Origin of the sequence: Shimazuella kribbensis DSM 45090 (assembly GCF_000428065.1) — a bacterium.
In the GTDB taxonomy this organism is placed as follows: domain Bacteria; phylum Bacillota; class Bacilli; order Thermoactinomycetales; family Thermoactinomycetaceae; genus Shimazuella; species Shimazuella kribbensis.
In genome coordinates this window covers 163,240-189,537 of the sequence record NZ_ATZF01000010.1, presented here as the reverse complement: position 1 = coordinate 189,537, position 26,298 = coordinate 163,240, and the positions used below count along the sequence as shown (strand labels likewise).

22 protein-coding genes and 1 pseudogene are annotated in these 26,298 nt (G+C 40.6%); 20 read left to right on the top strand and 3 right to left on the bottom strand.

Features of this window, described 5'->3' with window-relative positions:
* Positions 1-750: 750 nt before the first annotated feature.
* Positions 751-1,116: a hypothetical protein gene (locus tag A3GQ_RS0113840; protein ID WP_028777557.1), complete on the bottom strand. Its 366-nt coding sequence runs from the start codon at positions 1,114-1,116 to the stop codon at positions 751-753.
* Between the two features lie 394 nt (positions 1,117-1,510).
* Here A3GQ_RS0113840 and A3GQ_RS0113835 point away from each other — a divergent pair, with 394 nt between their 5' ends.
* The 6 genes from A3GQ_RS0113835 (at position 1,511) to A3GQ_RS0113810 (ending at position 7,867) form a co-directional block, all read left to right on the top strand.
* Positions 1,511-2,236 carry a hypothetical protein gene (locus A3GQ_RS0113835; RefSeq protein WP_028777556.1) on the top strand — a complete coding sequence of 242 codons (726 nt, stop codon included), beginning with the start codon at positions 1,511-1,513 and terminating at the stop codon, positions 2,234-2,236.
* 2 nt (positions 2,237-2,238) lie between these two features.
* On the top strand, positions 2,239-3,033 hold the full coding sequence (locus A3GQ_RS0113830; protein WP_037464969.1) for a hypothetical protein: 795 nt from the start codon (positions 2,239-2,241) through the stop codon (positions 3,031-3,033).
* 803 nt (positions 3,034-3,836) lie between these two features.
* Positions 3,837-4,796 carry a 6-phosphofructokinase gene (gene pfkA / locus A3GQ_RS0113825; RefSeq protein WP_028777554.1) on the top strand — a complete coding sequence of 320 codons (960 nt, stop codon included), beginning with the start codon at positions 3,837-3,839 and terminating at the stop codon, positions 4,794-4,796.
* Positions 4,797-4,824: 28 nt separating this feature from the next.
* Complete coding sequence (gene pyk, locus A3GQ_RS0113820; protein ID WP_245596788.1) at positions 4,825-6,576, top strand: pyruvate kinase; 1,752 nt, start codon at positions 4,825-4,827, stop codon at positions 6,574-6,576.
* 463 nt (positions 6,577-7,039) lie between these two features.
* Positions 7,040-7,459 (top strand): acyl-CoA thioesterase, encoded by a 420-nt coding sequence (locus A3GQ_RS0113815; protein ID WP_245596787.1) that lies wholly within the window; start codon positions 7,040-7,042, stop codon positions 7,457-7,459.
* A 27-nt stretch (positions 7,460-7,486) separates the two neighbouring features.
* Positions 7,487-7,867 carry an FxsA family protein gene (locus tag A3GQ_RS0113810; RefSeq protein ID WP_051271813.1) on the top strand — a complete coding sequence of 127 codons (381 nt, stop codon included), beginning with the start codon at positions 7,487-7,489 and terminating at the stop codon, positions 7,865-7,867.
* On the opposite strand, the gene ytvI is transcribed toward A3GQ_RS0113810, so the two are convergent.
* Complete coding sequence (gene ytvI / locus A3GQ_RS0113805; RefSeq protein WP_028777550.1) at positions 7,864-8,997, bottom strand: sporulation integral membrane protein YtvI; 1,134 nt, start codon at positions 8,995-8,997, stop codon at positions 7,864-7,866. The genes A3GQ_RS0113810 and ytvI overlap by 4 nt on opposite strands.
* A gap of 287 nt (positions 8,998-9,284) precedes the next feature.
* Here ytvI and A3GQ_RS0113800 point away from each other — a divergent pair, with 287 nt between their 5' ends.
* The 5 genes from A3GQ_RS0113800 (at position 9,285) to A3GQ_RS0113780 (ending at position 13,568) form a co-directional block, all read left to right on the top strand.
* On the top strand, positions 9,285-10,394 hold the full coding sequence (locus A3GQ_RS0113800) for a citrate synthase (RefSeq protein WP_028777549.1): 1,110 nt from the start codon (positions 9,285-9,287) through the stop codon (positions 10,392-10,394).
* Between the two features lie 85 nt (positions 10,395-10,479).
* Positions 10,480-11,745: an NADP-dependent isocitrate dehydrogenase gene (icd, locus tag A3GQ_RS0113795; protein ID WP_028777548.1), complete on the top strand. Its 1,266-nt coding sequence runs from the start codon at positions 10,480-10,482 to the stop codon at positions 11,743-11,745.
* Between the two features lie 12 nt (positions 11,746-11,757).
* Positions 11,758-12,699 carry a malate dehydrogenase gene (gene mdh / locus A3GQ_RS0113790; protein ID WP_037464967.1) on the top strand — a complete coding sequence of 314 codons (942 nt, stop codon included), beginning with the start codon at positions 11,758-11,760 and terminating at the stop codon, positions 12,697-12,699.
* Positions 12,700-12,867: 168 nt separating this feature from the next.
* On the top strand, positions 12,868-13,122 hold the full coding sequence (locus A3GQ_RS0113785) for an AbrB/MazE/SpoVT family DNA-binding domain-containing protein (RefSeq protein WP_028777546.1): 255 nt from the start codon (positions 12,868-12,870) through the stop codon (positions 13,120-13,122).
* Positions 13,113-13,568, top strand: coding sequence for a type II toxin-antitoxin system VapC family toxin (locus tag A3GQ_RS0113780; protein WP_028777545.1), 456 nt, complete (start codon positions 13,113-13,115; stop codon positions 13,566-13,568). Before A3GQ_RS0113785 ends, A3GQ_RS0113780 begins: the two co-directional genes overlap by 10 nt.
* A 94-nt stretch (positions 13,569-13,662) precedes the next feature.
* On the opposite strand, the gene A3GQ_RS0113775 is transcribed toward A3GQ_RS0113780, so the two are convergent.
* A complete protein-coding gene (locus A3GQ_RS0113775; RefSeq protein ID WP_028777544.1) occupies positions 13,663-14,379 on the bottom strand; it encodes a hypothetical protein in 717 nt (238 codons plus the stop codon).
* Positions 14,380-14,701: 322 nt separating this feature from the next.
* Here A3GQ_RS0113775 and A3GQ_RS0113770 point away from each other — a divergent pair, with 322 nt between their 5' ends.
* The 9 genes and pseudogenes from A3GQ_RS0113770 to A3GQ_RS0113730 all read left to right on the top strand — a co-directional run bounded on the left by A3GQ_RS0113770 (position 14,702) and on the right by A3GQ_RS0113730 (position 26,211).
* The gene (locus A3GQ_RS0113770) at positions 14,702-15,571 is read left to right on the top strand and encodes a PhzF family phenazine biosynthesis protein (RefSeq protein WP_028777543.1); all 870 of its coding nucleotides are present in this window, start codon (positions 14,702-14,704) and stop codon (positions 15,569-15,571) included.
* Positions 15,572-15,697: 126 nt separating this feature from the next.
* Positions 15,698-16,372, top strand: coding sequence for an NUDIX hydrolase (locus A3GQ_RS27130; RefSeq protein WP_156877723.1), 675 nt, complete (start codon positions 15,698-15,700; stop codon positions 16,370-16,372).
* Positions 16,373-16,674: 302 nt separating this feature from the next.
* A complete protein-coding gene (locus A3GQ_RS0113760; protein ID WP_169818295.1) occupies positions 16,675-17,511 on the top strand; it encodes a hypothetical protein in 837 nt (278 codons plus the stop codon).
* A gap of 555 nt (positions 17,512-18,066) precedes the next feature.
* Positions 18,067-20,019, top strand: coding sequence for an AMP-binding protein (locus tag A3GQ_RS0113755; RefSeq protein ID WP_245596786.1), 1,953 nt, complete (start codon positions 18,067-18,069; stop codon positions 20,017-20,019).
* A 287-nt stretch (positions 20,020-20,306) separates the two neighbouring features.
* Positions 20,307-21,101, top strand: a complete 795-nt coding sequence (locus tag A3GQ_RS0113750) for an alpha/beta hydrolase (protein ID WP_028777539.1) — start codon at positions 20,307-20,309, stop codon at positions 21,099-21,101.
* 157 nt (positions 21,102-21,258) lie between these two features.
* Entirely contained in the window at positions 21,259-22,305 is a 1,047-nt protein-coding gene (locus A3GQ_RS0113745) for a basic secretory protein-like protein (RefSeq protein WP_028777538.1), read from the top strand.
* Positions 22,306-22,423: 118 nt separating this feature from the next.
* Entirely contained in the window at positions 22,424-22,753 is a 330-nt protein-coding gene (locus A3GQ_RS0113740) for a hypothetical protein (RefSeq protein ID WP_028777537.1), read from the top strand.
* A 315-nt stretch (positions 22,754-23,068) separates the two neighbouring features.
* Positions 23,069-24,259 (top strand): annotated as a pseudogene (locus A3GQ_RS24460) (RNA-guided endonuclease InsQ/TnpB family protein).
* A gap of 269 nt (positions 24,260-24,528) precedes the next feature.
* Entirely contained in the window at positions 24,529-26,211 is a 1,683-nt protein-coding gene (locus tag A3GQ_RS0113730) for an LTA synthase family protein (protein WP_028777536.1), read from the top strand.
* Positions 26,212-26,298 lie beyond the last annotated feature (87 nt).

Sequence of the window (26,298 nt, the reverse complement as noted above, 5' to 3'; positions counted from 1 at the left end):
CTTCTAACTGCATGGGACGGGCTGATGAGACAGCCCTGAACTTGGGAGTTGCACAAAGCAGAAATGGAGTGAGTGCGCTAACTACCTAAGAATCCCACGACTTTAGTCGTGTGGAGTCTCGATGAGCAATAAACGCTCCTCCCGAATTTTTAGAACAAACGTAGGAGATTTGTCTAAATAACGATATTCGAGTTCTTTTATAACCTGTAGTTATAGAGTTATTCTTATCGTGTATTATACTAGGCGGTATTAGTTCTGGTACTATTATTAAATAACCCGATATTCTGCGAGATGCATAATGATTCCTTAACAGGATCATAAGAACAATTGTCCGAAATAGTGAGATTTAAAGTATCTCTTACCAATGTGTACGAGCCGAACTACGAGCAATGGCAGGCTCATTTTAACTGTTTGTGAAATTTTAAATAAAGAAATATTCAGATTATTAATAGCCATATACAAATGAGGAAGTGTGATGTTCAGTGGAATGGAATCTTTCAACATAGGAGATGCTTTGGTTGCTCTTTATCATGGCATCCCCTTACTTATTTTTTGTCATTGTGGGAATCTTAGTATTTCTGTTTAGAAAAAAACCATGGGTTACTTTTTCCATTCTTGTCTTGGGGATCTTGATTTGGTTATACACATCGCGTTTTTTATAGGGGTAATATCAGAAGAATACTGCGACCAGCTTTTCATGAAATAACGAAAAGCTGGTCGTCAGCAATCATATAGACGACGAAGATGTATTTAATCTCCGTCATCAAAATGAATCAGTAGTTCAGTGAGGTATTCCTCTGTTTTTTTAATTTTTTCTAACTCAAAAGCAGATACATAACGAATCATCGTAGTATGGAGTTCTCGCACATTTTGGATATCCGCATGTAAGATAAATTTAGTTAAGCGCTTCCAATCTTCATCAGAGAGTTTCATTTCTGGGAGCTCTGGCTGTGGGTTACTATATTGGAGCAATCTTGTCATTGCTTCTATAAGTGTAATCCGGGTTTTTGCCCATCGGAATTGATCGATTAAGTTTACATATTGTTCGCCTTCGCAGTAATAAACAAAAAACTTGGCAAATTCTTTTCCTAAATGCAGCAGATGATTTTGTTCCAACTGGGCACCCCCCCGTATATCTAGTAGTTATATACTAACTGTACCGCATTTACGTAAGATGTAAATAAATATTTAATGCGATAAAAATAATAATATTTACCATTATGATAATTCGATTGAATATTCGGTTTTGTAGGGGAGATTTATATTTGAGAACATAAGAATATGAAGTCATTTTTAAAAACATTTTGCAATAAACTTTATTGAGACGGAAAATAAAGTTTATTGCATTTTTTTATTTGGTAAATACATGTAAAAATACATATAAATCTACAAATATACAAAAATAAATAAAAATATGAAATTGTAACAATTTATCCATTGATTTGTATATATCGAATGTAGTTTAATGGAAAGGTCGTTTTGGAATCCTCCTCTACATAGAAAGAAGCGGATGGATATTTATTCAAAAGCAGCTACCAAAGCAGAAACTGAGAAGTTAGTCAGTTTGTTGCCTAGGCTAGAGAATGCTGCGACGACAAATGGCAAACTCCCAATTCGAGACTGGGAGTTTGTGAAGGTCATGGTAAAGCGTTTGTTGACCTTGACCGATAAAAGGCTATTTGAAGTGCTCGACTACTCGAGCCTAGCCGACTTTTATAACATCGGTCTTCTTGGAGTCAAGAGTGACCCTCGTGACCTCCAGCTGCGACTCAACATCTACCCAGACTATCCTGGTGATATTGAGTTTCACACTCACCGTACCCGTGTATCTAGTCTCGTCTTGGCAGGTGAGCTAACGAACAGCATGTTCAATGGCGATAACTTGGTCCGAGATGTGGCTGGTGATCATCGTGTTGTCAAACCAGCGCGGATGCCAGAAGGAAAGAGTACACTAAGTGAAACTGGAATCATTGGTTTTCAACCACCTGTGACTACCCTCGTTCATCCACAAGGGGTAGTTTACGGTATTCCTGTGAATCATTTTCACAGTGTGACTACTGCAAAGAACACAGTTACGCTGTGTCTCTTCCGCAAAGACCCAACAGGGTTCCGTGAATCGCTTATTCTCAAAAAGCGTGATGCGTCCCTCTTGGAAAAACCTCTTAGGACTATCAACTCCAATGTTTTGGAGCTTGTCCGCAGTTGCCTCGATTCGGTGCTACACGGAAAGAAATGATCATGAACGTTGAAATGAAGAGATTTACCCTGATGGACATGTTTCCGTCGTTTGCAGGTCCTGAAGAATTGGACAGTCGCCAAATTGCCCTTCTAGAGCTTTGTGCTCAGATCGGTGTGCCATTTCCGGCTGAAAGGAATAAGGCATACGGTAATTGGTGGCATTCTCTTCACGAAATTGGCCATTGGGCGGTGAAGTCTGATTGGTACATTGATTACTCAAGGTACCTGATTGACGAACTTCACACGACATGGGGCTCTCTCGATATCCCTGCTGGTACCGTAAAGGGAGTTGATCGAGACATCCACCTTCCGAAAATTGGTAGGTATGTCGGAGGGAACGATGTTATCCCAGAAGTGGGGCTGTACATCGATCCTACACCAGGCGAACACGAAACTAGGGTATGGTCGCTCCAAGTCATCGAAAAGATGGGTTGGGAGCATCCATTCAGCGATAATACCAAAAGTGTTTTTAAGGGGGATCATTTTTTTCACAAGCCTGCATCGGCACGCGTTTGGGCAACGCCACAGGTGGGAAGTCCCAAAATCCTACAGAAGATGGAACGTTGGGGGCTGAATGTTCCGAACGGTCAATTCCGTCCAACGGATAGTTTCGCACTCCCATTTCCCACTCCAGTAACTCATTTGGAAATGGCGGAAAATATGGATGCGATCTATCAACACTGTGAAGAGAGGGGACTGACAAATGATGAAAGGGATTACTGGCTGAGTTTCTTGCAGTGGAGATGGTCCGACCGCGATCTTGTTGAAAGGTCACAGCGTGTTCATCTTGCCTGAAAACGTCAACTACTTCTAAAAAAACAAACAGTAGATGACGTCCCGCAGTACATAATGAAATTGCCTTGTTTGAGTGCTGAGTAATAGCAGATAGCTCTCGCAAAAATGCGAAAGCTCAGAGATTAAGGATTTAGCATGCTTACCATGCTGATAATAGAAACCTTCCTGGCTGGTTCATCCTGAAACAGGGATAAACCAGCCAGGGGGGGTCAAAAAATAATTTTTGATTTTTTCCTTCTTGTGCCTCGAACATCCCATTTTTCTTCGAATTGTTTATTCTGCATATTTCGTTTTTCTTCCGATTATACGGATTGTCCACGATTACATATGAGAGTTTATCCTTTTCCATAATATAAAATATAAGCATCATACTTTTGAGATAGATTTGATTTTCGATTCATATCGCATAAAATGAAAAGTATAGATTTTGAGTTTCCAATAACGTAGCTTATGAATTTCCTAACCACCCAGAATGGAGACGAAAACTTCCTGATGGAAGAAAAGGAACATTTTCTAGTTATGTTTACAAATTTTCTGATATAATATCTAACTTAAGAAGATTGATATTCCTTTGCTTTTGGTTACTGCATTTTTTCTTTAGCCTATGGGATAAGAAAATCATATCAATATTTTCGGAGAGATCTTAAAAATTTATTATTACATAACGAATGCGGGTCTGTTAGATCCGTTTTGTCATTTGTAATATAGAGTGTATTTGGAGGGATCTCGACGAAAGGATATTTAGAATGTAAAATTACAATAATAATATGAAATAATTATCCTTTGAAATGGGAGTGGAAGAAGTGAAACGGATCGCTGTACTAACGAGTGGTGGAGATGCGCCAGGCATGAATGCTGCAATACGAGCAGTTGTCCGTGCAGCAATTTTCGCGGGAATGGAAGTATTCGGAGTGAAACGAGGTTATACTGGACTTATTCAGGGAGATATTATTCCTTTGCCACTAGGTTCGGTTGGAGATATTATTCATCGCGGAGGCACCATTCTTTATACTGCAAGATCAGATGAATTCCGGACGGAGCAAGGCCAAGCAAAAGCATTAGCAAATTTACATCAATATGAAATCGATGGACTTATTGTAATTGGTGGAGATGGGACCTTCTGTGGGGCTAGTAAGTTAGCTGAAAAAGGAATAAAAACAATTGGTATTCCTGGGACAATTGATAATGATATTCCTGGAACGGATTTTACTATTGGCTTTGATACCGCTATCAATACAGTGATAGAATGTATCGATAAAATAAGAGACACTGCAACTTCTCACGAAAGAACCTATGTAGTAGAAGTAATGGGGAGAAATGCTGGAGATATCGCACTCTGGGCGGGTGTAGCAGGAGGAGCAGAGTCTATTTTGATCCCAGAAGAGCCCTGCCATATTGAAGAGATTCTTACTCGATTAAATCGCGGGGTAGAACGGGGCAAAAAACATAGTATTATCCTTGTTGCAGAAGGAGTAGGCAATGGGGTGGAGATTGCTAAAATTATTGAACAAAAAAGTGGATTAGAAACGAGAGTTACGATTTTGGGACATGTTCAAAGAGGCGGGTCACCAACTGCATTCGATCGAGTGTTGGCTAGTAGGATGGGAGTGAAAGCAGTAGAGTTAATTTTAGCAGGGGAAACCAATCAAATGGTTGCGATTAAAAATGGACAACCTGAAGGAGTACCTTTTACTGTTGCTTTTACAGAAAAACATAAGCCTGACCTCACCCTTTCTCCTCTAACTGAACAGTTATCCATATAATGATTTTCATAGAAAATGGGAGGAAATTATGAGAAAAACGAAGATAGTATGTACTATTGGTCCAGCTAGTGAAAATTTAGAAATTTTACGTTCCTTGATTCGAGAAGGAATGAATGTGGCACGACTCAATTTTTCACATGGCAGCCATGAAGAGCACGCAAAAAGAATGAAAACGATTCGCCAAGCAGCGAAAGAAGAAGGAAAAGTGGTCGCTATTTTATTGGACACCAAAGGACCTGAGATTCGAACAGGAGATTTAAGTGTGCCTGAAGTGGAGTTAGTAGCTGGAAACCACGTCACCCTCACGACTCAATCTATATTAGGAGATGCATCAAGGGTATCTGTGAGTTATCCAGATTTTCCAGCAGATGTTCAGCCGGGTTCTACTGTTTTAATAGACGATGGGTTAATTGGACTAGAAGTCGAAGGTATTGAAGGGTCAGAAGTACATTGTATGATTCAAAGTAGTGGAACGTTGAAAAGTAAAAAAGGGGTTAATGTACCAGGCATTCGCGTCAATTTACCAGGAATAACCGAAAAGGATGCGGAAGATATTCGGTTTGGAATCGAACAGAATGTGGATTTTATCGCAGCTTCTTTTATTCGAAAAGCAGAAGATATTTTAGATATTCGAAAAATATTAGAAGAAAACAAAGCATATATCCCCATCATTGCTAAGATCGAAAACCAAGAAGGTGTCGAGAATGTCGACGAAATTTTAAAAGTTGCAGACGGATTGATGGTTGCACGTGGTGATCTTGGAGTGGAGATTCCGGTTGAAGAAGTACCCCAAGTACAAAAAGAAACAATAAGAAAGTGTAATATCATGGGTAAACCTGTTATTACTGCCACTCAGATGTTAGATTCGATGCAACGTAATCCCCGGCCGACACGTGCGGAGACAAGTGATGTTGCCAATGCGATTTTGGATGGTACAGATGCTATCATGTTATCTGGTGAAACAGCAGCTGGTAAATATCCTGTTGAATCCGTGATGACAATGGCGAAAATCGCAGAACGCACTGAAGCTTTTTTTAATCATGCTCTTTGGTTAGATAAGATGAGCTCTGAAGCAGGACACACTATTACAGAATCTATCAGTCAAGCAGTTGTGCATACAAGCAAAAACCTAAAGGCTTCTGCGATTGTAACCGCCACGGAACGCGGTTATACAGCTAGAATGATCGCCAAGTATCGTCCTAGTATTCCTGTTTTAGCAGTTACACCAAACGAAGATATTATGCGAAAGCTTAACTTACTCTGGGGTGTTTTCCCTGTTTTTGGAGAAGAATGTGAAACTACAGATGAAATGTTCCAAAGTTCCATTCACGCAGCTATCTCTTCTTCCTTTGTATCACAAGGTGATCTTATATTGATTACTGCTGGGGTGCCTGTCGGGCAGACTGGTACGACCAATTTGATGAAAGTATATGTGGTTGGTGGAGTGCTACTGCAAGGTAAAGGAATCGGGAAACAAGTAGTTACAGCACCAGTAGTTGTAGGTACGTCACCAGAAGAGTTGCGCGAAAAAATGGTGGATGGAGCAGCGTTGGTCACTTGTGGAACCGATAAAGAAATTATTGATTTGATTCAACGGGCTTCTGTGATCATTACCGAAGAAGGTGGGCTTACTTCTCATGCTGCTGTAGTATGTGTAAGTTTAGGTATTCCAGTAGTTGTAGGTGTGCGGGGAGCAGTAGACACACTTCGCTTGGAAAAAATGATTACCGTTGATACAAATACAGGACAGATCTATTCTGGTAAAGCGAATGTGATGTAGAGCATGAAAATAAAAACACCCTGTCAAGTCGTAATATGACTTGACAGGGTGTTTTTTTACATCAATCCAAGTTGTGGGAAGATCCACCAGCGTAGACGATTGCGACGTTTTGTTTTTTTGCGTAGCATGAGAGATTCTCCTTTCCATAGTCATTGTGCAACCTAATGTTTTTTGTTTACTTTTAGAAGTGAAATATCTATTGGTAACATGAAGGATAGCCTATCTAGTCAAAACAACTTTCTTATTCTAACATAAGTTGTAAATGTAAGTGTATATTCCTTGTCCTTATTATGTGATGAGCAGAAGAGAAATATGATACTTATTTTTTTGGCAGATAAGAAAGTACCTCTTATGTTTGGACAACATAAGCGAAAACACCATTGTTCATGCAGCAAGGCTTGACAATTGGTCCGTTCTTTTAATTATACTGACAAGAGGGCATAGCAACTTTGGAGGAATGAGATTGATTACAGAAATAAGAGTACGTTACCAAGAAACAGATCAAATGGGTGTAGTTTATCATGCCAATTACTTGATTTGGTTTGAAGTAGGGAGAACAAGTTTTATACGTGAGCTTGGTTATTCTTATCCTGAGTTAGAAGCAAAAGGCATTTTGCTTCCCGTTGTAGATGTTGGTGCTCAATTCCGTCATTCAGCTAAATACGATGATGTTGTAGTGATTGAAACCATTATCCAAGAAGTGGGGCCAAGCAAAATCGTATTCCAATATAACGTCAAAAGAAAAGAGGATCAGCAGTTATTAGCTACAGGTCATACGAAACATATTTGGGTATCCAAAGAGATGAAACGTGTCCGTCTTCCTGATTACAGTCCATCATTATATGAGAAACTGGTACAAATATATCAAGCAAATATGCCATAAAATGTTGCTTGGAAGGGATTGGATAGAGTGATACTCAAAAAAACATTACAAGCTTTCATCATCCTTTTTTTGATGGAATTAGCTGTGATGATAGTTATTGGTACTTGGATAGGTGCATTACCAACTATTGTGCTTGTTTTGTTAGGTGCGTCGATTGGATTACTACTCATTCAGAAATTTGGGTATAAAACATTTTATACTGCACGAGAAGAATGGTCTTCAGGACAGCCACCTGGGCATACTATCCTAAAAGGTGTTCTTCTGTCTTTGGGTGCTGTACTTCTTATCTTTCCAGGTTTCATTAGTGATGTAATTGGGATTTTGTTATTGATTCCTTTTACTCGACGAGTGATTCAGCGGATCATTTTCGAGTGGCTTAAAAAACGTACGATGCGTCGATTCCGCTAAATCTTTGTCTTTTTCCCATTTAGGATGAAATTCCATACATCTTGGAAGATATGGGCTTTGTGGAGTGCAATGATAATGACAGCTACAGTCGGCCCGACTACAAAACCAAGTACACCGAGTAGATTTAATCCAATAAAAAGAGCAATCAATGTAACCAATGGGTCTAATCCTACACTCGTCGCCACTAACTTAGGTTCAATGGATTGTCTTGTAATAAGTATGACCAAATAGACGATACTAAGACCAATGGCCAAATGGAAATTACCAATAAAGAACAAGTAAATAATCCAAGGAACCAAAACAGCACCTACACCCAAATAAGGTAGTAAATCCACGATTCCAATGATCAGTGCTATCGAAATGGCATAAGGGACTTGGAGAATTAATAATCCAATATACATGATAAGAGAGGATATGGTGATAAGAGTTAATTGAGCTCTGATAAATCCCACTAATGCTTTTTTTAAGTCACTCATAATAGAACCGCTTGTTTGACGAATAGATTCAGGAACCATCGATTGGATACGTACATTCATCCGAGGCCATTTTAAGCTAATGAAAAATGTTGCAAGGGTGATAAAAACTAATACTGTAATCAAGTAAGGGAGATTCCCTAAAAAACTACCAATACCACTGATGATATCCGTTATCAACATGGTTCCCTGTTTGGTTAGAGCAGATAAATTTTCTTGAATACTCGCTTGGATACTTGCTTGTTGACTTGGATTCTTTTGCAAATAACTTTGTATGGTATCCATGATATGGGTTAACATGGTGTTTTGTTGTACGAACTTTTGAAATAGCAATTCGCCCAAATCATTGAAGAATGAAGGTAGCTTTTGCGCTAAGTTGGTCAGTTCCACTACAATTCCAGCAATGAGAAAAATAACAGATGTAAGTAGTAGCGATAAGAGCAAAAACAGAACCAGAAAGGAACCAAGTAGCCGAGGTATTTTACATTTTTGATCCAATACTCGGATGATTGGTTCAATTAACATGGCAATAATCCATCCGATTAAAAATGGGTAGAGCAGTGGTATGGAAAATACTAACAAGTAGTAAGCTGTGATAACGAGTATAATAATAAAAATGGAACGGGAAGCAATCCCAAAAATACGATGTTTACTCACGTTTCTTACCCGCCTCCTTACTAGGAGATTATACCACTTCATGTGTTAGAATGGGCTAAATCATCCTAACGCATCAGATTGGGAAATTTAATAGTAATGTGGTAAACTAAGTTTGGGCGCTAAATACGATTTATCAACTAGATTTACTATACTTTCTTGGATATAATAGCTATGGTTTGATAGATCAAATGAATGTCTAGTATGAAACCGTTTACTTACATGTATATTTAGGTGCCTTTCATTCTGATAGGATTCATTTTGTTACGATGGATAAGGAGCGATAACACATGGTAGTTAAAGGCTTGGAAGGTATTACAGCTCTCTCCTCAGAAATTTGCTCCATTATCGATGGAGTACTTACTTATCGAGGTTATGATATTGATGATTTGGCAGAGCACTCTACTTTTGAAGAAGTAGCTTTTTTGCTTTGGTACAATCATCTCCCTAACCAAGAGGAGTTAGCTGAACATAGGAAAGCACTGCAAGAAAATTCCGTAATCTCCGATCAACTAATCAATCAAATCCGCTTATACCCTAAAGATGCACATCCAATGACTACGCTTCGTACCGCGGTTTCAGCTCTATGTATGTTTGATGATGAAGCAGAAGTAAATACAGCAGAAGCAAATCAACGTAAAGCAGTTCGTTTAACTGCAAAAATACCAACGATAATTGCTGCCATTTCTCGTATTCGTGATGGCAAAGAGCCCATCGCGCCACGAACAGATCTAGGACTTGTGGCCAATTTCTTATATATGTTAACAGGGAAAGAACAATCCGATGTAGCAGTGCAAGCATTAGATAAAGTATTGATTCTTCAAGCTGACCACGAATTGAATGCATCTACCTTTGCTGCTCGTGTTACAGCTGCTACATTAGCCGATATGTATTCTTCTGTTACAGCAGCTATCGGTGCACTTAAAGGACCTTTACATGGTGGAGCGAATGAACAAGTAATGGTAATGTTACGGGAGATCGGTTCAGCTGAGAATACCGAACCATATATCTTAGATAAATTGAATAATAAAGCAAAAATCATGGGATTTGGTCACCGAGTATACAAAGATGGGGATCCTCGTGCCAAGCACTTGAGAGTAATGTCTCAAAAATTGGGTCAACAACATGGGGATACCAAATGGTATGATATATCGGAGACCGTAGAGCAACTGGTGTTTACCAACAAAGGATTAAAACCAAATGTAGACTTTTATTCTGCTACTGTATATCACTATCTTGATCTTTCCGAAGATCTATTCACCCCTTTGTTTGCAATGAGTCGTATCACAGGTTGGACTGCGCATATTATGGAACAGTACAACGATAACCGTCTGATTCGTCCGCGTGCAGATTATGTTGGCAAAACGGATCAAAAATACGTACCAATCGAAAATAGATAAATTCAAGGGGATACCATCCCCTTTTCCTTATTTCTGTTGAATTATTAGATATGTGTGATGTTTTTAAAAATAAGGAGGTACATTCATGGCGGCAGAGAAAATTACAGTGCAAAATGGTAAATTACAAGTTCCTAATGAACCAATTATTCCTTTTATTGAAGGAGACGGGACAGGCCCAGATATTTGGGCAGCTTCTAAAAGAGTACTAGATGCAGCAGTACATAAAGCGTACACCGGAGAAAAGAAGATAGCTTGGAAAGAAGTTTTTGCTGGAGAAAAAGCTTTTAACCAAACAGGGGAATGGCTACCAGAAGAAACATTGGAAACCATTAAAGAATACCTGGTAGCAATTAAAGGACCCCTTACCACACCAGTAGGTGGAGGAATTCGCTCTTTAAACGTAGCATTGAGACAAGAATTGGATTTATATGTTTGTGTACGTCCTGTCCGTTATGTTGATGGAGTGCCAAGTCCAGTAAAACGTCCAGAAGATGTGGATATGGTAATCTTCCGCGAAAACTCAGAAGACATTTATGCTGGGATCGAGTGGGAAGCGGAGTCAGCAGAAGCTCAAAAAGTCATTCGGTTTTTACAAGAAGAGATGGGTGTAAAAAAGATCCGTTTTCCTGAAACATCTGGTATTGGAGTAAAACCTGTTTCCAAAGAAGGAACAGAGCGATTAGTGAGAGCTGCTATTGAATATGCCCTCATACATAAACGCCCTAGTGTGACGCTTGTCCATAAAGGAAATATCATGAAGTTTACTGAAGGTGCATTTAAACAATGGGGTTATGATCTAGCTGAACGTGAATTTGGCGATAAAGTATTCACTTGGGCTCAATATGATCGTATTGTCAAAGAACAAGGAAAACAAGCAGCAGACCAAGAACAACAAGCAGCGACAGAAGCAGGAAAATTGATTGTGAAGGATGTAATTGCAGATGCTTTCCTTCAACAGGTTTTGACCCGTCCGAAAGAATATGATGTAATTGCGACGTTGAACCTCAATGGAGATTATGTGTCTGACGCATTAGCTGCTCAGGTTGGTGGTATTGGAATTGCTCCAGGAGCAAACATTAACTATGTAACTGGTCATGCGATTTTTGAAGCAACTCATGGGACTGCTCCAAAATATGCTGGTCTAGACAAAGTGAATCCTGGTTCTGTTATTCTTTCTGGTGTTTTGATGTTGGAACATCTCGGATGGCAAGAGGCAGCGGATCTCATCCATCAGTCTTTGGGTAAAACCATTCTTGATAAAACCGTTACTTATGATTTTGCTCGTCTGATGGAAGATGCGACCGAAGTAAAATGTTCAGAGTTTGCAAATTATCTTATTCAAAATTTGTAGGAGGAACAAAGCATGGCAGCCATTAAACGTCGTAAAATCTCCGTGGTTGGAGCAGGTTTTACTGGTGCAACTACTGCATTGATGCTGGCACAAAAAGAACTTGGAGATATCGTTTTGGTAGATATTCCACAAGCAGAAAACCCAACAAAAGGGAAAGCGCTTGATATGTTAGAAGCAAGTCCAGTGCAAGGTTTTGATGCGAATATTACAGGAACAAGCAGTTATGAAAATACTGCTGATTCCGATGTTGTCATCATTACTGCTGGGATTGCACGTAAACCGGGTATGAGCCGTGATGATTTGGTAAACACCAACGCAAAAGTAATGCGTGCAGTAACAGAGCAAGTAGTGAAGTATTCACCAGAATGTATTATTCTTGTACTAACGAACCCAGTAGATGCCATGACTTATGAAGTATACCGTACTTCTGGATTCCCAAAACACCGTGTTATTGGGCAATCCGGTGTGTTGGATACTGCTCGTTTCCGTACTTTTGTGGCTCAAGAGCTCAATATCTCGGTAGAAGATATTAGTGGCTTTGTTCTTGGTGGCCATGGAGATGACATGGTTCCACTTGTACGTTATTCCTATGCTGGTGGAATCCCACTGGAAAAATTGATTCCAAAAGACCGTTTGGATGCGATTGTAGCTCGTGCGCGTACAGGTGGCGGTGAGATCGTAAACCTGCTTGGTAATGGTAGTGCCTACTATGCTCCAGCAGCTTCTCTGGTACAAATGGCAGAAGCAATCTTAAAAGACAAAAAACGTATTCTCCCAGCGATTGCTTACTTGGAAGGCGAATACGGTTATCAAAACCTTTACCTTGGAGTACCTGTAGTACTTGGTGGTAGCGGGATTGAAAAAGTATTGGAATTGGAGCTTACCGAGTCCGAAAAATCCGCCCTTGATAAGTCCGCTGACTCCGTCCGCAATGTGATGAAAGTATTGGGCTAAAGAAAGCTCATCTATATATCGAAAAGCGCTATCTAAACATAAAATGAAGATAGCGCTTTTTCTGTTGTATGGGTTTGATAGAAGAAATTTAATAATGTCAGAATAAACCTAGAAAATGTATGATAAAATGGAAAAATATCAAACAAAAGGATACGGGGGTTTGAAACGATGGATCATGCTTTGCGACAGGAAAGTGAAATCAAACAAAGATATCAAACAACCATCCCAAAAGATATTCGAGAGAAGGCAAAGTTAGATATTGGTGATGAATTAATTTGGAAATATGATGAGTTAAGAGATGAGATCATCATTATTCGAAAACCAACTAAATTTTCGGAAGCATTTTGGGGACTTGGCAAAGAGTTATGGGAAACAGAAAATGCGGATGCATATGTGAAAAAGGAGAGAGAAGGGTGGGAGTGAATTTTTTTGCTGATGTTAGGCGAATCGCCTTAGATACCAATCTCTTCATTTATGCATTTGAACAACATCCAGCATATGGCGAAACGGTGAAAGCGATTTTAGAGGTAGTGGAAGAAGGAGGAGTAGAGGCAGTTGCTTCTGTTATTACCTTTACCGAAATTTTGACTAAACCAATTCGGGAAGGTAATGATGCACTAGAGAAACGCTATCGTATCCTCTTTTCTCATTTTCCAAATCTGTTTGTGGAACCAGTCAGTGTAGAAGTAGCGGAGCGTGCTGCCTTTCTTCGTGGGAGATATCATCTCAAAACACCAGACGCACTTATTCTAGCAACTGCGATTATTTCTCAATCAGATTTGTTTATTACAAATGACCAAAGACTTTCTTCTGTAAAAGAAATTCGAACAATGACGATAGATGAGCTAAGAGAAGTTATACTTATTTAATCTAGACATAAGAAACACAAAGATGTTCCTTCTATATGGCGCCCAGTCGGCAACAGTACAAGACCGTCGCAAACTGGACAGATGCCACAGGGATCTAATGGTGTGATCCCGTCACCAGCTTAACCCACTCCGAGTTCGAGTCCGGCTGGTCCTGGCAGTGGAGAAGATGACTCTCCATGCCCTCCATGGTCTTGGAAGCGCGCTTCAGTTGATCCCTCAAAGCGCGAACCTTTGAGGCTTCTTTGGCGCTCTGTGTCTCCAAGCCTTCGATCCGCCTCCTCAAAGCGTCATTCGATGCCTCATGAACTTGGGACCAGAGAAGTTCCAGCTCGTCAAACGGAACCTTGCCCTCTTCGAGAGCAAGTTCCAGCTTCGCGACGATCCTAGCCTGCTCTTCTTCAGCTGCTGACCTCTGCTTCTGAAGCTTCTTGCGAGCTGCTTCCTGAAGCTGCTTCACTTCTGCGAGGTGCGTTGTCTTCAGCTCCGCAACTTGAGCATACCGGATTTCCCTTTCGGCATCGAGTGCGCGGTGCAGCTGGATAGCGGCATTCGCTTGGAGCGAAGCGATCTGCTCCTTCAGCTGGTTGGCTGCATCCGCTTGGAGAGAAGCGATCTTTTCCTGAAGCTCGGCGACTCGGATGTTATGTGCCCTCTTTTCCGAGTTGGCGGCGTTTTCGAGGGCTGCATTCACGGCCTGAAGCTTGGTAACTTCAGTCGATTTGATCTTCAAATCTCGCTCCGCATACCATACCCATCCGCAGAGGTAGGCCATCAGAATAGCCCAGATCCACCATGTGGTGACAACTTCCATTTCAACCTCCTGTGACGTTAGTACTATCATATCGTATTAATCCTATTTTTGTGAAATACTTTTTCTTATATATTATATCAGGGGGTTTTTGCCTCCTTTCATAATCAGTTAAAAGAGTGGAGATTTGAAACGATTTAAAATCTCAGTAAGGTTTGGATTGGTGATAGTCCATAAGATGTCATGAGTTGGAAAATGGAGTGTGATTTTTTAGGAAAATGAAAAAAATACTCTTTACATAAGTAGTTGTGATGAGTGATATTTAAAATTTTTCGAGGGACACCATTTGTTTAGATGCCTCTTTTTTATAGTTGGAGGGAATCGTATGGGACATCCATTTATGGTCGTAAACAGTTTTACAGGGAGAGAAGGTGTCGGTAATCCTGCGGCAATATTTTATGATGCACACCTCATAGACGAAGCATATCTTCAACCAATAGCTAAGCAATTGAATCTAGTAGAGACTGTTTTTGTCTATCCTTCTAAGGTAGCAGACTTTCATTTTCGTTATTTTAGTCCAACGGAAGAAATACCAGTGGCTGGACATCCTACGGTAGCTGCTTTTCTGGCTTTGGATGAGCTACAAAGAATTGATGGTAAAAAGAAGGAGAATTATCGGATTGAAACGAGAGCTGGTATTCGTCAAGTGAGGATGGTAGAGAAGGACGAGGAAACGAAAGTATATATGAAACAAGCAGAACCTGTTTATTCTAGTGTCATCCAAGAAAGAGAAAAGATTGCCCAAACACTTGGGATAACCGAAGGAGATTTATTACCTGACTATCCCATACTATCAGTGGATTTAGGTTTGCAACACCTTATTGTTCCAGTTCAGTCTCTTGCTGCCCTTTTATCGATAAAACGGGATATCGCATCTCTAGGGAATCTTTGCGAACATCTTGGAGCAAAAGAGGTGCAAGCTTTTACGTTTGAAACCATTCATCCGCATGCTGATGTCCACACACGAAATATTTGTCCAAGGGAGGGAATCGAAGATCCAGCATGTGGGATGGGAAATGCTGCGTTAGGGGCATATTTTCAACAGATAGATCGTTTTGTTGGTCGATTTCCCATTATAGCGGAGCAGGGAGAAGTAGTCGATATGCCTTGTGAGATGGAGATTGATGGGAAGGAGAATGCTTTATGGATTGGAGGAATGGGGAAGGTGGTTATTCAAGGGGAGTATTTTGTTTAAAGACTCAACCAGAAATTATCCCAATCTTTTTTGTTTTTCTAATAGATCCAACTTTTAAAGTGGAAAATATGTTATCCTTATAGACAAGTACTGGTGTGGGTATACCCACTCAACCTAGGAGTCAGCATGACTTTCGTCGCCACCCCTGGCCTCTCGCTTCCGGGTGTGGACAACACGCCCCAGATCTGCGACATGGGGCCCCTGTTCTCCAAGGAGGATCAGGCCATCATCGACGCGGACTGGAACGAGAAGAACCCGAACGGAAACAACGGCACCGTCTTCGCTGCGGAGGTCTTCCAGAACGGTCGAATGATCTACATCTGGAAGACGTCCTTCGCCGCCCGGCAGTCTCGTGGCAAGCTGATCAAGGGCGTCTACGTCCCGAACTTCAAGACCACCAACATCGCCTCGTTCGGAAAGACCGAGGACGGGGAGTTCGTGAGTGGTCATCACCTGCGAGCCAAGAAGGACTACCCCTTCGCGGGGATTCTGGACGGCAAGGATCTCGCCCAGCACGCCAAGCGTGAAATCCTCGAGGAGTCGGGTCTGGAGGCCCGCTCCCTGCGTATCGTCGGTATCGTCTACGACGACAAGCAGAGGACCATCAACTTCGTCGGGCTGTTCGACGCACCGTCGCGTGAGGAATGCGAGCGTCTCTTCGCGCAGCGGAGCGACCCCGATCAGGAGATGGGACACCTCGTCTTCTACCCGATGTCCGTCGAGGGGATCAAGAAGGTGGTCTCCGAGAACGATTCCTGGCCTTACCTGGAGGAGTCGCTGCTGGCGGCACTGAACATGTGAGACACCAGTGAGTGAAGCTACGTACTAAGCCTGTGCGAAGCATGTAACCCACATCAATCGCACCCTGTCTATCTTCGGATAACAGGGTGCACGACTTTTAAAAATGATTTGTTTACATATCCTCAAGATATAGATCCTTCCCATTTAATTTTCAATAATGAAATAAACTATTAAAATGAATAAAACTATTTCTTTCATAAATAATAAATGAGTGTTATGATGCTGTTTGCATTTCCTATTAAGTGACTCAAACAAAGATAGGAGAGAAAATGGCTATCGAGGATGCCCAGAAGTCGGAGCAGGTGGTTGAAAATCAGCTTCCGGAGTCTGAGCGACTGATCAAAGAAGGAAGTGAGTTGCTGTACTCTGTTTTCAAGCAGGTGAGGAAGGGCAAAGTCCTTACGGATGATGAGCTGGAAGCTCTGTGTAAGGCAAACAAGAAGATGGGTATGGCTTTTGTAGCTATATCCAGCAGAATGCAGAAGCTTCGCAATAGCAATCTGCATCTGAAGCACTTCGTCGAGCAACTCATGGACGATGACAATCAAGTCAGCCATGATACACGAAAGTCTTTCATAGCTCTCCACACGCGGTTGATGGAACTGTTCGTCCATCACGAGCGAGATTCTTTGGGCTCTGTTGACTCTCTTGCAGATAATGAGCCTAGTGCTCTGTGCAAGGAAACTGGAGTGAGGAGGAAGATCTATGTAGTGCTTCAAAACGGGATGCAGCAACTTCGTTCTGTGTTTTTCCGTAGGAAATTCATCAATCGATCTGTCTCCCCAGAAGTGGTAATCTCAGAACTGCCTTCATCTCAGACAGATGAACTGGTGGAAGTCCGTGAACCTTTTCTTCCTGAACCGGAGCGTCTTTTGATAGAAGGACGAGATCTTTTGGATTCCGTCTTCACACAGATGAAGCAGGACTCCATCCTCAGTGATAAGAAGTTCAAGGCTCTAGTCAGAGCATCCTTCCGAATGGAGAAGGCTTATGACACTCTTGCCATCAGGCGAAAGAAGCTGGGTGATTCCATTCGCCATCTGACGGACATGATCAAACGTCTCGAGAACGAAGACAAGTGTGTCAGCTATGATGCACACTTGTCCTATGCACATGCATCTTCTGGATATCCGAACTAGCCTGCAAGGGCCCAGATCAAATTGGTCTGGGCCCGTAGCTTTTTATATGTGAGTATTCTAGTGGAAAATAGTTTGTATAACCGGAATGTCTCTGTTTTGTAGTAGGGGTTTAGGGAGCAGTTGAACATAAAACTGAAATAAGCGTTACTGGCAATAAAAAACGAACAGCGATTTGTAAAATCACTGTTCGTTTCCCACTTGATAGTGGCATGTGATAATGTATGCTTTGTTCCGCTGCTCCCTACACGCTTATTCCAACTGTTTTTTAGCAGCTTTTATCCAATAATTTCTTTTTAATATATGGTAATATGAAAAAGAAGAAGAGTTTTTTGCTGCATTTTTGTAAGCGTTTTCTTTTTGTTCTGACCAGTGATAGCAGATCGCTAGTCAGAGTAAATTTATTTTGTAGTTATCGTTTTTACCTGCAACGTCAATCCGTATATCGTGTCATTTGTTTCATTCTAACCATATTTTCTTTGTTGCCTTTTAAAATAATTTGTAGGTCTTTGTTTTGGTTTTGCTAGATTGATTTGTTTGAGGAAAGGGTGAATGGTATTGAGTGACGAAACACAATCTTATTTACCAACCTCTATCAAATGGGAAGAATCGAATTTGTATCAGCTCATGCACCAATATGGTTTTCGTTCTATGGCAGAACTTTATCACGCAGTAAAAAAAGACCCAAATTGGTTTTGGTCGGAGATGGAAAAAGCAATAGGGCTTACTTGGCACAAGCCATACAAACAAGCGATGGATGATTCCCGTGGTATCGCTTGGACGCGTTGGTATACAGAAGGAGAAATGAATATTGCATATGACGCAGTAGATAAACATGCAAAAGGAGAAATAGCACAAAAAAATGCGATTTTATGGGAATCCGACGGCGGGGAACGACGACAAGTAACATATAAAGAGTTATCCCATGAGACAGATCGATTTGCACAGGCTTTGCTTCGACTTGGGGTGAAAAAAGGAGATCGGATTGTTCTTTACTTGCCAATGATACCAGAGACAGTAGTGGCGATGATCGGTGCTGCAAAGATCGGGGCAATTGTGATCCCGGTATTTTCTGGTTATGGTTCAGAGGCGGTAGCGACGAGAGTAGAAGATAGTGGAGCAAAAGTACTAATCACTGCGGATTGTTTTTATCGACGCGGCAAGCAGATTTTGCTGTGGCAGGAAGCCGAAAAAGTAGGAGAAACATGTTCATCGCTTACCCATGTGATCGTTGTTGAGCGAGAGAAAGATTTGGTTCAGCCAAGCCATCAACAAGTAAAATGGGTGACGTATCAATCTTTACAGGATGAAGGGTCAGATGAAAGTCCATTGATTTGGTTGGATGGGGAAACACCTTGTATGATTCTCTATACTTCTGGGACGACAGGAAAACCAAAAGGAACAGTTCATGCGCATGTTGGATTTCCGTTGAAAGCAGCACAAGATTTGAAATATGCATTTCATTTTCAGTCCAAAGATACCCTTTGTTGGGTGACGGACATGGGTTGGATGATGGGGCCTTGGATGGTTTTTGGTGCATTGTTGTTAGGTGGAACCATTGTATTGTATGAGGGTACACCTGACTACCCTGCTTATGATCGCTTATGGAGTTTGGTAGAGAAACATCAAATCACCCATCTAGGCATTTCTCCAACCGCCATTCGGACATTGATGAGTCATGGAACACAGTGGATACAGGCGCACAATCTTTCCTCTTTAAAAGTATTTGGTTCATCAGGAGAACCTTGGAACAAAGATCCGTGGGTCTGGTTATATGAGCAAGTAGGAAAAAAGAGATGCTCGATCATCAATTACTCTGGAGGCACAGAAATATCTGGTGGAATCTTATCTAGTTTTCCTGGACTTCCTTTGGAGCCATGTTCGTTTCATGGTCCGATTCCTGGTATGGTAGTAGATATTGTTGATGCAGAAGGTACATCCATCCGAAATGATGTGGGAGAGCTTGTTATTCGGCAGGCATGGCCAGGAATGACGAGAGGATTTTGGCAAGATTCCATAAGATATGAAAACTCCTATTGGTCTCGTTTTTCTGATACATGGGTACATGGAGACTGGGCAAGAGTCAATGAACAAGGTTTTTGGTTTATTGAAGGAAGAAGCGATGATACCCTAAAAATAGCTGGGAAGCGAGTAGGGCCTGTCGAGTATGAGAGTATATTGGTGTCCCATGAGGCAGTAGTGGAGGCGGCTGCTATCGGTATACCAGATGAGATAAAAGGAACCGAGGCAGTGTGTTTTGTTACCCTTCATCACAACATTGCTATCTCACATGATTTGGAACAAGAATTAAAGATATTACTAGCAGAGAAGCTAGGTAAGCCATTAAAACCAAAAGCAATACATGTAGTTACGGAGTTACCACGAACAAGGAATGGGAAAATTTTAAGGCGGGTTTTACGATCCGCTTATTTAGGGGAAAAGTTAGGCGATCTTTCCTCATTGGAAAATAGTCATGCGGTAACAGAGATTCAAAATAAGGATTGGAAATAGAGAAAAGGTGTATGGAGGATATCCTTCCTACATCTTTTTTGCGAAATTTATCCTTTACTCAACTTGAGAAAAAATAGAAGACGGCATCCATATCAAGTATATTTGGAATAACATTTAGTAAATTTGCTCAATTGAATTCCTGATCTATTTTTAATAGATGGTGAGATGGCAGGTAAATCTTCTAACTTGTAATAAAAACTTCCCCTTCAGTCCCTCATTTGTACACAAAGCTGATAAAATGAAGATAGTATGCCCAAGGAGGGCATTCTGAGATCGAAGGATGAAGGATGAACCAAGGTAAAACGGTTGTTGTTGAGATTCATGGGTGGACTGCGACTCCAGAGAAATTCGCACTTCCTTGGGATTGCGGGAACACAGTGCATGAGGTTCGCTCCCTGACCCTTTCCGGACATGCGTTTGACAGCACGGATGAAAGGGAAAAGGCGAAGGAACTGGCCAATTACAACTACCATCACTGGATTGCGGATGTCGGGGTAACGCTCCTGGAGCTGATCCAGCGAGAGGACGTTTCGCGCATCTTCGTGATTGGTCACTCCATGAGTGGCTACTTGACCCTTCTTGCTCTGGAAGAGCTCAAGACAGAAGGGGTAGATGTCCGGAAGGTTGTAGGCGTTGGAATGGTCAATGCGCCTTACAAGCTCCATTTGAAATTCGGTCTTCCTCTGCTCCTGTCCAAGATTTCATTCATGCATTCTGTGTATCATCTGGAAATCAAGGGCAAGAAGCTGGTACAGGAGTATCAGGGATTGGGCCTTGTGCATAAGGGCGGAACAGAAGGCGCGAACACACTGGTTGCGTGGAGCAACATGCGTGATCTCGCGACGATCATCCGGAAGGGGAAGAAGGTTCTTCCGAAGGTCACTGTTCCCCTTGTGCTCTTCCAGTCAGGTCAGGATGCTTCGGTCAAAGAAGAGAGCGCAAAGCACATCGAGCGACATGTGCGAGTCTCCTGCGAGATCAAGTCGTTCCCGAGGGGGCAGCACACCCCCAACCCAGAAGAGAAAAAGAACATCGTCAGCGCAATCGAAAAGTTCCTCTCATCTGATTCCAAGGTAGAGTAGAGAACGCGATCTCAGATCGATGGCGGCTGCTTCACGCAGCCGCCATCACTGGTTTTATTCTTCATTTAGCAAAACATATTCTTATTCTGTTCATTGATAATATACGAAATATTCTTTAATATAGAAGCATTCTAATGGATAGATAAGGAGAATGGAAATGGGGCTATCCGTCATCAAAAAGGGTGTCGTTGTTGCAATTGCGATGGGAGTGACTATATTCTCATTAGGAATTCAACCCGCACATGCAACGAAAAAAGTAGTCACAAGTGGAGATTACAAATTGACGATCGATTATAGTGATTCGAATATGTCTTCAATTGTCAGCAACTATGAAACAACATTTAAACGTACATACAAACAGATGGCACAAGAGTTTGGCACTGGAAAAGCTCCTACTGAAGTTTTTCTTCAATTCGAACGAAACGAAAAATATCCTTATGCTTATACCAAGGGAAATACCATTTATATGAATCCGGATTATGCAAAAGAAAATCCTAGTGATCAAGGATTACTAGCACATGAATTATTTCATGTAGTTGATGCATATCCAGATACAGTCCATGCTCCAGATTGGTTTTTAGAAGGAATGGCAGAATATGCACGTAATCGTTATTCGATCCTCGATACTCGGCAATATCCTCCTGTAAATAATACACAAAATTATACAGATAGTTATGGGGTGACAGCGCGTTTTTTTGCATGGATTCAGGATATTTCTTATCCAAGTACGATGGTAAAGATTCATCAACGTGTTCAAAATAAAGAGTATTCAGATGATTTGTTTCAAGAGTACACAGGGAAAAAACTCAAGCAACTCTGGGAAGAATACAAAAAGAATCCAGGAAACGTGGAAAGTTCCGATTGGTCTTTTGCTAATGAAAAAGTACGTTATAGCGGTGAAGTAGGAGATGGGAAATGGAAGGAATATCTTGATTTTACGTACCTTTCGGGGGTTCAAAATTACTTAAATACACGTAACAATGGAGATACTCATGGGAAAATCAACTATAAAATAGTAGATGCATCAGGAAAAACAGTAATCACCTATACAACCGATGATTTATGGAAGAACATGATCCATTCTTTTGATCCACTAAGCGAATACAACAAAGAGCCAAAGTCAGGAAAATATACCCTCTATGTACAAATTCCGGATAAAATGAATATCGACTTTGAACTGAATCATGGGAATACGTATCATTAACTTTTTCATAAGCAGGTTATAAGGCGTACGATATGGGGAAAGGTTGTACGCCTTTTTGACGTGTTTGATGGAACTAAAGTAAAATAGCGATAGAGGCTGACTGCTTTAGGAGTGCTCCATGAGTGAGAAGAAGGCTCGTAAGTCGATGACTCTTCAGGAATTTGTCCGCCAGCAGTTGAATTCCAACTGGGGTCATTTCACAGATGCCGAGAACGCAATCAAGGATGACAAAGATGAGAATCTTTTTGCGTTTTGTGTGCTGGAAGGCACCGACCATTCAGAGGATTTGAAACTGGTAAGGGAAACCACGTCCAAGGATGGAAAGCGTCATCTGTGGTACGATGCTCGGGACATCAAGGTGGGCGAATCTTACTGGAAGAAGACCCAAAACGGTGCAGTTCTCGAGTACCGACGAGTAGCAGATGATCGCATTGTTCTGTATGTGTGATCGTTGTTGTTGCTTTGCCCTGATATCTTGATGTCTTTCAAGATCTTGGGGCGTGGATAATACTATTGTACACATAGATAGAAGCGCACTTTTCTTTGATTGCGCTTTTTTTGTTGCTTTCTTAAAGGAAAAAAATACTTTCCTATTCTGATACGCCTGCTTGTTATGTTTCTGTTAAAATTAATGTAAAAAAATAAATGTTTAAAGGAGGTACCAACTGTTTCCGAAAACATAAAAAAGTAGAAAGGATTTATTTTTTTTATCCACAGAGGAGGAATTTCGTAGATTCCCTCGAACATATACCATTCAGAATATATGTTCGAAGGAGGTGGATCCGTGACGATTGCGTACAAAACCGAAATACATCCAAATTTCGAGCAAAGGGAGAAAATCGTATCCTCTATTGGAGTTTGTCGTTTTCTGTACAACCAATATGTTGGACACAATTTGGATTTACTCAAACAAAAGCAACGAATCCTTTAGGCAAATCAGTTTGATAAAAAAGTGAACCATGAACTGTCTCTCGTTTATTCTTGGATCAAAAATTGTGGAAGCAAAGCGAGAAAGAAGAGTTTAGTGAATGCAGAAAAAGCCTTCCGGCGTTATCTCCAAAAAATAGCAGGAAAACCACGATTTAAAAAGAAACATGCCCAAACCGTGAAATTGTACTTTCCAAAAAACAATCCAAAGGATCTGGAAATAGAGCGCCATCGTATCAAACTCCCCACTTTGGGTTGGGTTCGACTGAAAGAAAAAGGATACCTTCCTATCCAAGAAACAGTTTCTAGTTGTACCATCGAACAGAAAGCCAATCGCTTCTATGTATCTGTTCTGTTTTCCTCCATTAGTGGGAAGAAACAAAAAGAATGGAAAGCAAAACGTGTTTCAGATGGAATAGGAATCGATCTGGGAATCAAAGATTTTGCGATTACCAGTCAGGGACAAGTTTTTGGGAACATCAATAAGACTTCCATCATCAAACGTACAGAGAAACGCTTGAAACGAGTACAACGAGCGTTATCTCGTCAGTACGAATTCAAAAAAAAGCGAGGTGGAAAACCTGCTACAAAAAACGGAAGCAACATAGCAAAAAACATTCTCCGAATTCAAAAGCTTCATCAACGACTTGCTCGCATGAGAGATGCTTATCGTGCATGGGTGGTGAGTGTGATCGCGAAAACCAAGCCCGCATTCATCACTATCGAGAGGTTAAATGTCCAAGGAATGAAGAAAAATCGGCATTTATCGAAGTCGATTTCCGATCAGGGATTTTATGATTTCAAACGAAAGTTGGGAAATGCATGTCGTAAAATGGGAATTGAATTAAGGGAAGTGGCAATGTTTTACCCTTCTAGTAAATTGTGTTCTCAATGTGGCATAAAAAAAGTGAAATTATCCCTCTCGGACCGAGTGTTTTCCTGTGAACATTGTGGACAAAACATCGATCGGGATCACAATGCAGCAATTAATTTGATGCAAGCAAGAAAATATGTTCTTCTCACCTAACGAGAGAACCTATCTGTACCGTGGGCTACACGGGAATTTACGCCTGTGGAGTGTTATAGCAAACTGTAGTAGCGAGTCTTGTGGCGAGACAGGGCACATAGAAGCAGGAAAACTCTAGCATAGGGATGTTTTTCTATGTTTTTAGTAGCAGGTTGTTTATTCTGGCTAACAAATCCTTACTAATAAAAAATATAATGCAAAACTTCAAAGCATATATGCCTTTTTTTATAATACATGCCTTCTTTGTCATGGCATATTTGTGGAGTGAGATGCTCATAAATCACCCATGGTTTGAGCGGTTTCTTCATCCACAAGAGAAACAACTTTTGGATATCCATCTGTTTTGGGTGTTTTTTCTTGTATTTCTCTTTTTTTCTACTATTTATCAAATAAGTAGGAGAAGAGAAGATATCACTCCAGATACCTTAGATGAAGTTTCTCGAAAACAAATCAAGGGTGTTATTTTTTGGGAAAATGTATGGTTGGGATTACTTTCATGGGGATCTGGAATCTTGCTTGGATTAGCAGCTAGCCCGCTCATTTTTCGGTTTTTCGCATCTATGATGGAAACACCGATCTTTCCTTTTATTTTTCCGTTTTCAGCTATCTGGAAATCTGCGTTATTTTTTATCCCTGCTTTTCTCCTAAGTGGACTGATTTTTTATTTTTTCTTATATCCGAGAAAAAAGGGTAATCTACATAAGAAATGGCAGTTTTCTATACGGTTAATCAGTTCTTCTATGCTTCTGCTTTTTTTATATGGATATCTATCTTTTTTTGGATCCATTCATTTTCAACAAGTTCCATTATTTTTTGTCTTGCTTGGAGTATTTTTTGTTGCAGCAGTTGTACTTCTTTATTTTCTTGATAAAAAAATTGGTATTGGTTCTGTTTTTTCTAAACAGCAGTTTCTAGGAGGATTAACAGGTAAGATTTTGGTTATTTTTCTAGGTGTTCTCTTTCTTTTTTCTGCCATCACAGATATGAAAATTTTCCTTACCAGCTATCTAACACAGAAAAATTACTATCAAGAAAATGCATTTACTTTTTACTTAGAAGCGATATATCAAGATAAATCAAAACTGTCTATATACCAAACAGCATTGGAACAAGAGTTGAAGAAACAAAACGTAAATTTTTACAAACAAGTAGCTGATTTCCTTATTGTGCATGAATCAGAGGGCGCTCGTTCTCCTCTTGTTATCTCCGCATCACAATATGCAAATGTTGCTAAACTAATGGGAAAACCAAATCCACAGAAGCTAAAGGAAAACGAGGGCATTTATTTTTTTACGACTGTCAATTCTTATTATCAAAAACAGAGCGATACAGATAAGCATTCGATTGCTTTTGAAGGTTACCCTACTGCATTTTATCTTCATTCCAACGTCGGGAGTTTTATTCCAGGGTATGATGTGATGGTAGTAGCTGATGATGTGTACCAAGAGATAGCGAGTATACGTACGAGCAAATTCAATTATTCTATCCCTGATCGATATGTGTTTTATATGGTTCCATCTTGGATGAAAGAATCACCCAATTATGATTCACCTGAACTTAGGATAGGAAGTAAATGGATCAATCAAATCGAAGGTTCTCCTCGATTTATTCCGAATCAAAACTATATATTAAATGGATATGTTGGCCACAATGAAAATTATGAATTGACCGTTCGTTCTCCTTATGGAATGGGCGTAAACAATATTCGGTTTTTGTTTATGTCTTTTGCTAAAGGTTTGATTGGATGGTTGATGATGTTGTTTTTATATGAAAGAAAGAATAAGTTTTGGTGGGTTTCTTTCTATTATCCATTTGGGATCGCTCTTCTTGCCAGTTTCTTATTCAGTTTGGATAGATCGAGTTTTATCGCGCTGGCTATTGGTATAGTGACAGTTTGGATTCACATTTTTTTCTTTTTGATTTCAAAGGAAAAAATTACGTTTCATCGATAAAATCGATCTTTTTCACGGTTTTCGTAGCAAAAGCGACATAGTTGTGGTACGATCTCCTTTGTGAGTTAGATAAGACGGAGAAATGTT